Source organism: Acidobacteriota bacterium, from assembly GCA_034211275.1.
Lineage (GTDB): Bacteria > Acidobacteriota > Thermoanaerobaculia > Multivoradales > JAHZIX01 > JAGQSE01.
Genome location: JAXHTF010000025.1, coordinates 48120 through 54892, shown reverse-complemented (window position 1 = coordinate 54892; position 6773 = coordinate 48120). Strand labels below are relative to the sequence as shown.

The window sequence follows — 6773 nt, the reverse complement described above, 5'->3', positions numbered from 1 at the left end:
GACGAGCTGATAGCGTCCCTCGAGCATGATGCGCAAGAGCAGGCGGCTATCGTCGTTGTCCTCGATGACGGCGAGGGTGGGCAGAGAAGATGCTTCCGGCTGGTTCGTGCTCACCGGCAAGCTATAGCATTCGATCAATCCTAACTCATCCCCAAGACGCTACTGCGCCGAGGCTCCACGAGCTATCCCCCGAACCCCGAGAAGGGCTCCCCTTGCACTAGAATTCTGTTGCACCGCAATCCCGTGCACCAGGATTGCCATCACCCCCGGTATCGTCGAAAGTCCCCATCCCTCCACGCCATGATCTCCACCAGCGCACCCAGCCCCCAGCCTCCCACGCCGGCTTCCGACGCCGAGCTGGAAAACGCCTGGCATCCTCCCCAGCGGGGGCGCACGGCGGTGCTGCTTTCCGGCGGGGTGGACAGCTCGGTGGCGCTCCATCTGCTGGCGGCGGAGCATCGGGAGCGGCTCACCGCCTTCTATCTGAAGATCTGGCTCGAGGACGAGGTGGCGTTCCTGGGGGACTGCCCGTGGGAAGACGATCTGGCCTTTGCCCGCCAGGTGTGCGCCGACGCCGGTGTGCCGCTGGAGGTCATCCCCCTGCAGCGGGAGTACCGCCAACGCATCGTCGCCTACTCCCTCGACGAGCTACGCGCCGGCCGTACCCCCAGCTCCGACGTGCTGTGCAACCAGCAGATCAAATTCGGCGCCTTCCTCGACGCCGTGGGGCCGGAAGTGTCGGCGGTGGCCTCGGGGCACTATGCCCGTCGGATCGTGACCGGGGAGCAGGAAGACCGGGCTCTGCTCGCCCGCAGCCCGGATCCGGTGAAGGATCAAACCTACTTCCTCGCCCGCCTTTCCCGGGAGCAGGTCCAGCACTGCCGCTTCCCCATCGGCCATCTGTACAAATATCAGGTGCGGAGGCTGGCGGAGGACCTCGCCCTCCCCAATCGCCATCGTCCGGACAGCCAAGGGATTTGCTTCCTGGGCAAAATCCCTTTCCGCGAGTTCATCCGCCATCACCTGGGAGAACGGCCCGGGGAGATCCGCCACGCCGAAACCGGTGAGCGCCTCGGCGAGCACCGCGGCCATTGGTTCCATACCCTGGGCCAGCGCAAGGGATTGGGGCTCTCCGGCGGCCCCTGGTACGTCGTGGGCAAGAACTCCGAAGAGAATCTGCTGCTGGTCTCCCACCGCGAGCGCTTGCAGCAATGGGCTCCCGAGAGCTTCGAGGTGGAGGCCCTACACTGGCTCGGCGAGCCCTTGCCCCTCCCCGCCGGCAGCCTCGATGAAAGCTCGGCCCTTAGGGTCCGCCTGCGCCATGGCGGAGCCCTTCTACCCTTTCGCCTGGAGACCTCTGAACCGAACCGGGCTCGGGTTTTCCTGGGCCAGGGCGACCCCGGCATTGCGCCGGGACAATTTGCGGTTTTCTATGAAGAAAACATCTGCATAGGCTGCGGAATTATCTCCAACACGCAATCTACCGACAGCCCGTAGTAGGTTAAGGGCACAAGTCTGGGACGAAGCTGACAATCCCGCCGGCTCACGATCCCGGCGTTTGGAGGAGCAATGCGCTACTTCTTGGCTGCCGTTGTCATCACCCTCAGCTTGGGCCTGAGTCCCCTTGCCACCGCGGCGGAAGCGCCGCAGCAGACCGCCGTCGTCGGCCCGGCATGGGAGATGGTGGAGTCGTTTTTAGGACAGGTTCGGGCCGTGCTGAGCTTGGACATGGACCGGGCCGAGCGGCCCCAAACCATCGACCGCTTGCAGAAGGCCGTCGACGAGGATGGCACGACGGGCACGACCAACCCCAATGGAGATATCGGATCCGGCCTGGATCCCAATGGCTAGGAGGTGACCCTGAGCCTCCTCCACTCCAGGCGGTGCTGGCGCAAGTTCGCGATATTCGAGCTCGCCTCTTCGACGAGAGCTAGCGTCAGCCCCGCCTGGCCGTTGCGGAGCATATCGGCAATGGCAGCAGAGATTACCTTGTTGTTGCGGAGAGGCTCGAGCAATACGAGCATTTCCTGAGCGGCTTGGTACGCCTCCGCGTAGTGTCTCTGGAGGAGCCGCGCACGAATCAGGTCGCAGCTGATCATCGCTGCCTCACCGAGATGATTCTGCCGGAAATGCACCGAGGCGGCTTCGAGGAGCTCGGCGGCGCGATCGTATTCTCCCAAGGCACAAAGCAGCTGCCCCTCGAACCAATCCAGTTTCGGTTTGGCCCAAACGGCTGCCTCCCCGGGCTCCGCGCGCGCCTGCCGGAGATACTCCTGTGCCAAATCGAAGTCTCCCAGCTCTCGATAACAAAGCGCTTTGTACTCCAACCCTGTGATGCGATTGCGCGCCTGCTCCTCAGCGAGCAGCTCCAGAGCGGCCGAGTGAATCTGAATGGACTCCTCGTAGCGCCCCAGGTTGTAAAGCCAAATGCCCCGGTCGATGAGGGCCGGGCCTAGGGCTCGATGCTGCCCCGTGCGCAAGAAGTGTGTGGCGGCAGCGTCGGCCAGACGGAGCGCTTCTTCAAGGTCTCCCGTGGCTGCAACGACATAGCCCATGCGCTGCAGCAAGGAGCCCAAAGCGGCCACGTCATCGCTGGCAGCTGCCAATTCTAGGCCGCAATGGATGATCGAAGCCGCTTCTTCAAGCCTCCAGAGATGCCGCAAGCTCGAACCCGCAACTCCCAGCAGCTGCGGCAGAAGCTCGAGCTCCACCATCGAGACCGCACCTTCAGCGAGGCTCAGGGTTCCCGCGGGATCCGTATACCGCTTGCGGTCCAGACTCTGTAGAAAGGTCGCTCCAACCCCGGGGCCTTCTTCCCCGGAGCGGAAGCGTTCCCAGGCACGGTCGACGATCTCCGGCGCCTCGCCGAGAGGCCGATCGAGCTCCAAACCGTGAGAGGAACCCACCTGCCGCCGCACGAAGGCCACCGGGTCCAGGCCGAGAAAATCCAGGATCGCCAGCATGTGACGGGTGCTGACGTCGCCAGCGCGAATACGGCCGTGCCACCATCCCGTGGACCAACCCAAGGCTCGCTCCATGGCGCTGATGGTGCCGTAGGGCCGGCGCCGCAGCTCCTGGTCCAGAGCCTCGAAGAGCGGGGACGCATTCCGCTGCTTATGCCCTGTCACGGTGGCTCCTCCTCAACATTGCTTTCAGGTTGTACCTAGAGCCATACTACACGACAGAAGTGAGAAGCCTCAAACCGCTGCCAATGAAGGCCCCCCTGGGCGGCTCACGAATCCTCTCCCCTACGCTCCAAGACCTGATCGAGAATCCTCTGGGGATCGCTCCAGCCGGTCTCGTCCTGAACGTCTCGGCACGCCGCCAGGAGCCGGCCGATCTCGGGACCGGGCTCGAAGCCCCGGGCCAGCAGATGGCGCCCCAACACCACGTCTTGGGCCACGGTTTCCGCCTGTCCCACAGCCTCCATTTGGTCCAGGAACTCGTCGCCGGCGGGGAAATGGCGCGCCAGGGCGTCGGGGGTGGTGCGGCCGAAGTGATCCGCCCGCGCCAGACGATAGAGCAGACGGTAGTCGATCTCCGCCGCCGCCAGCTTGCGGGTCAGCCGGCGATAGGCCTTGGGCTTGGCGCCGTTCCTGGGCAGCAGGCCCGGCGCCAGATGAAAACGCACCAGGGCCACCACCTGGTCGGTCAGGCGGTGAGCGGCGCGCAGCCGCCCGAGCATTCGGACGGTGGGCTCCGCGCCCTCCTCGTCGTGGCCGGGGGAAACGATGTGGCCACCCCGCTCGGCGGTAGTGGCGGGCTTGCCGATGTCGTGGCACAGGGCCCCGAACATCAGCGGCAGATCCACCTCCGGATCTCCCTGACGCAGCGCCGCCGCCTCGTCCAGCACCAGCAGCGTGTGCTCCCACACGGTGCCCTCGGGATGCCACTCCGGGTCCTGAGGCACTCCCACCATCGCCTCCAACTCCGGGAAAAAGCGCAGCAGGCCGGTGTTCTCGAGGAATTCGAAACCCAGGGACGGCCGGCGGGCCCTGAGCAGCAGCTTGCGGAGCTCTTCGAAGACCCGCTCGCCAGCCAGGTCGGATAGATCCAGGCTGGCACACAGGCTCACCAACTCGTCGTCGGGCTCCATCTCCAACCGCGCCCGGAACTGCGCCACCCGCAGGGCGCGCAGGGAGTCCTCCGAGAAGGTCTGAGAATCCGTCGCCCGCAGGATCCCCCGCTCCAGATCCCGCCGGCCGTCGTAGGGGTCGAGGATCTCGCCGGTGAGGGGATCGTAGGCGATGCTGTTGACGGTGAGATCGCGGCGCCGGGCGGCGGTCTCGAAGTCGAGCTCCGGATCCAGCTCGACGATGAAGCCGCGGTGGCCGCGGCCGGTCTTGGAGTCCCGGCGGGGGATGGAGAAATCGGCGTCGATGCCTTTGACCTTGAGCACCCCGAAGGCGCGGCCCACGGCGATCACCTCGCCGAGCTCGGAGAGGGCCGCCTCCAGCCGATCCAGAGGCAGCCCATAGACCTCCAGGTCGTAGTCCTTGGAAGCGTGGCCCCGGAGCAGATCCCGCACCACCCCACCCACCAACAGGGCTCGACCGCCACGGCGGCGCAGATGGCGGGCGAGACGGACGATCTCCGGGTTGATTTCGAAGGGGGGAATCATCAGCAATCGGAAGGCTCTGAACACCGAATGGAAACGAACTGGAGCTTAGCAGACGGGATCGATCTCCATGGAGCATTGGGCGGTCTCTCGAAGTCGGTACCGAAGCGGAGATGGCCGACCATCCAGCCTTTTTGGCCCGGCTTTCGATGCCCCCGCCATCCGCCCCTCCCGGCGGTCATCTGATGGCGAGTCGATGGCAGCTGCGAAGCGGCTCGGGATAGGATCCGCATCGAGCTCCACCCGAGCTCTCCCTGAGGGCTCTCATTCCGAAAGCTCTCAGTCCAAAGCCCCACAACCTTTCAAACAACCATGAGCTCTTCCACCACCCCCTCCTCAGCCCTCGGCGATGCACCGGCGAGCTCGACGGATTCCGCAGGTCCGACGTCCGTCCGGCGGGTGGTGGTGGCCTCCGCCAACCCGGTCAAGGTGCGGGCCACCGAGCTGGCGCTGGCGCACATGTTCCCGGACCAGCCCTTCGAGGTCGAGGGCCACGCCACCGAATCCGGGGTCGCGGACCAACCGCGCACCGAGGCGGAAACCCTCGCCGGCGCTCGCCAGCGGGCCGCTGCCGTCGCCCGGGAGCATCCCCAAGCGAGGCTGTGGCTGGGCATCGAGGGCGGTATCGAGGACCGCAACGGAGAAATGATGGCCTTCGCCTGGGTGGTGGCCCGCGGCGCTGAGGTCGAGGGCGACCAGATGGAAGGAAAGGGCCGCTCCGCCAGCTTCGTGCTGCCGCCGGAGGTCCGCCGGCTGGTGCTCTCGGGACTGGAGCTCGGGGACGCCGACGACCGCGTCTTCGGCACCGAGGGCTCGAAGCGCAAGGGCGGCGCCGTGGGGTTGCTCACCGGCGGCGCTCTGGACCGGGCGGGCCTCTACGAGCAAGCGGTGCTCCTGGCCCTCATCCCGCTGCGCTCCCCCGCGCTATACTCCCCCCTTCCCGCTGGCTCCTGAGCCCCGAGATCAAAGCCGGAGCCCGCATCGGCGGCGCGTTGTCGCTCCCCGAATCCGTCAACCAAGCTCCGTCTTCACCGCCATGTATCACCGCATCGTCGTCAAGCTCGGCACCAGCGTTCTCACCGGCGGTACCGCCGAGCTCGACCGTGCCCAAATGGTGGAGATCGCCCGCCAGTGCGCGGCGCTGCACTCCGAGGGGCGGGAGGTGCTGGTGTGCAGCTCCGGCGCCATCGCCGCCGGCCGCGAAAGCCTGAACTTCCCCGACCTACCCACCACCGTCGCCGCCAAACAGATGCTCGCCGCCGTCGGCCAGACCCGGCTGATGCTCATCTGGCAACAGCTCTTCGGCCTCTACCGCATCCAGGTGGGGCAGGTGCTGCTCACCCGCGCCGACGTCAAGAACCGCAACCGCTACCTCAACGCCTGCGACACCCTGCGAACCCTCCTGGAGCACCGCATCATCCCCATCGTCAATGAGAACGATGCGGTGGTGACCTCCGAGATCAAGGTCGGCGACAACGACAATCTGTCGGCACTGGTGGCGCTGCTTTCGGAAGCCGAGCTGCTGATCCTGCTCACCGACCAGCCGGGGCTCTACACCGCCGACCCGCGGTCCGATCCCGAGGCGGAGCTGATCCCCGAGGTGCGCACCATCGACGCCACCCTGCGCCGGCTCGCCGGCGGCAGCGTCAGCGGTCTGGGAGTGGGGGGCATGGCGACCAAGCTGCAAGCGGCGGATATTGCCCGGCGCTCCGGCGCCGACGTGGTCATCGCCTCCGGCCACGCCCCGGACGTCCTGCGCCGCCTGGTCGCCGGCGAGTCCGTGGGCACCCGCTTCCCGGCCCTGGAGACGCCGCTGGAACAGCGCAAGCGCTGGATCTTCGCCAGCCACAAGCCCGAGGGCCGGCTGCGGGTGGACGCTGGCGCCGAGCGCGCCCTCAAGGAGAGCCGCGGTAGCCTGCTGCCGGCGGGGATCGTGGAGGTGAAAGGGCAGTTCGAGCGTGGCGACGCGGTGGAGATCGTCAACCAGGAAGGCGACGAGCTGGCCCGAGGCATCACCCGCTACGACAGCGACGACCTGCGGCGCATCCGCGGATGTCGCTCCGACCAGATCGAGTTCCGCCTCGGCTACGCCTACGGGCCGGTGGCGGTGGATCGCCGCGACATGATCGTGGTTTAGAGCAGCTTTTCCAGGAGA

Annotated in this window: 6 protein-coding genes; 4 read left to right on the top strand and 2 right to left on the bottom strand. The window is 66.5% G+C overall.

Annotation, left to right across the window (positions count from 1 at the left end; translation table 11 throughout):
• Positions 1-228: 228 nt before the first annotated feature.
• Both mnmA and SX243_06800 read left to right on the top strand, forming a co-directional pair.
• Positions 229-1497, top strand: a complete 1269-nt coding sequence (gene mnmA / locus SX243_06805; protein MDY7092665.1) for a tRNA 2-thiouridine(34) synthase MnmA — start codon at positions 229-231, stop codon at positions 1495-1497.
• Between the two features lie 72 nt (positions 1498-1569).
• The gene (locus tag SX243_06800) at positions 1570-1851 is read left to right on the top strand and encodes a hypothetical protein (protein ID MDY7092664.1); all 282 of its coding nucleotides are present in this window, start codon (positions 1570-1572) and stop codon (positions 1849-1851) included.
• Here SX243_06800 and SX243_06795 read toward each other — a convergent pair.
• Both SX243_06795 and SX243_06790 read right to left on the bottom strand, forming a co-directional pair.
• Entirely contained in the window at positions 1848-3128 is a 1281-nt protein-coding gene (locus SX243_06795; GenBank protein ID MDY7092663.1) for a tetratricopeptide repeat protein, read from the bottom strand. The genes SX243_06800 and SX243_06795 overlap by 4 nt on opposite strands.
• 104 nt (positions 3129-3232) lie before the next feature.
• Positions 3233-4621, bottom strand: a complete 1389-nt coding sequence (locus SX243_06790; GenBank protein MDY7092662.1) for an HD domain-containing protein — start codon at positions 4619-4621, stop codon at positions 3233-3235.
• A 309-nt stretch (positions 4622-4930) separates the two neighbouring features.
• On the opposite strand from SX243_06790, the gene yjjX reads away from it, so the two are divergent.
• On the top strand, positions 4931-5572 hold the full coding sequence (gene yjjX, locus SX243_06785; GenBank protein ID MDY7092661.1) for an inosine/xanthosine triphosphatase: 642 nt from the start codon (positions 4931-4933) through the stop codon (positions 5570-5572).
• Between the two features lie 82 nt (positions 5573-5654).
• Positions 5655-6755, top strand: a complete 1101-nt coding sequence (gene proB, locus SX243_06780) for a glutamate 5-kinase (GenBank protein MDY7092660.1) — start codon at positions 5655-5657, stop codon at positions 6753-6755.
• Positions 6756-6773 lie beyond the last annotated feature (18 nt).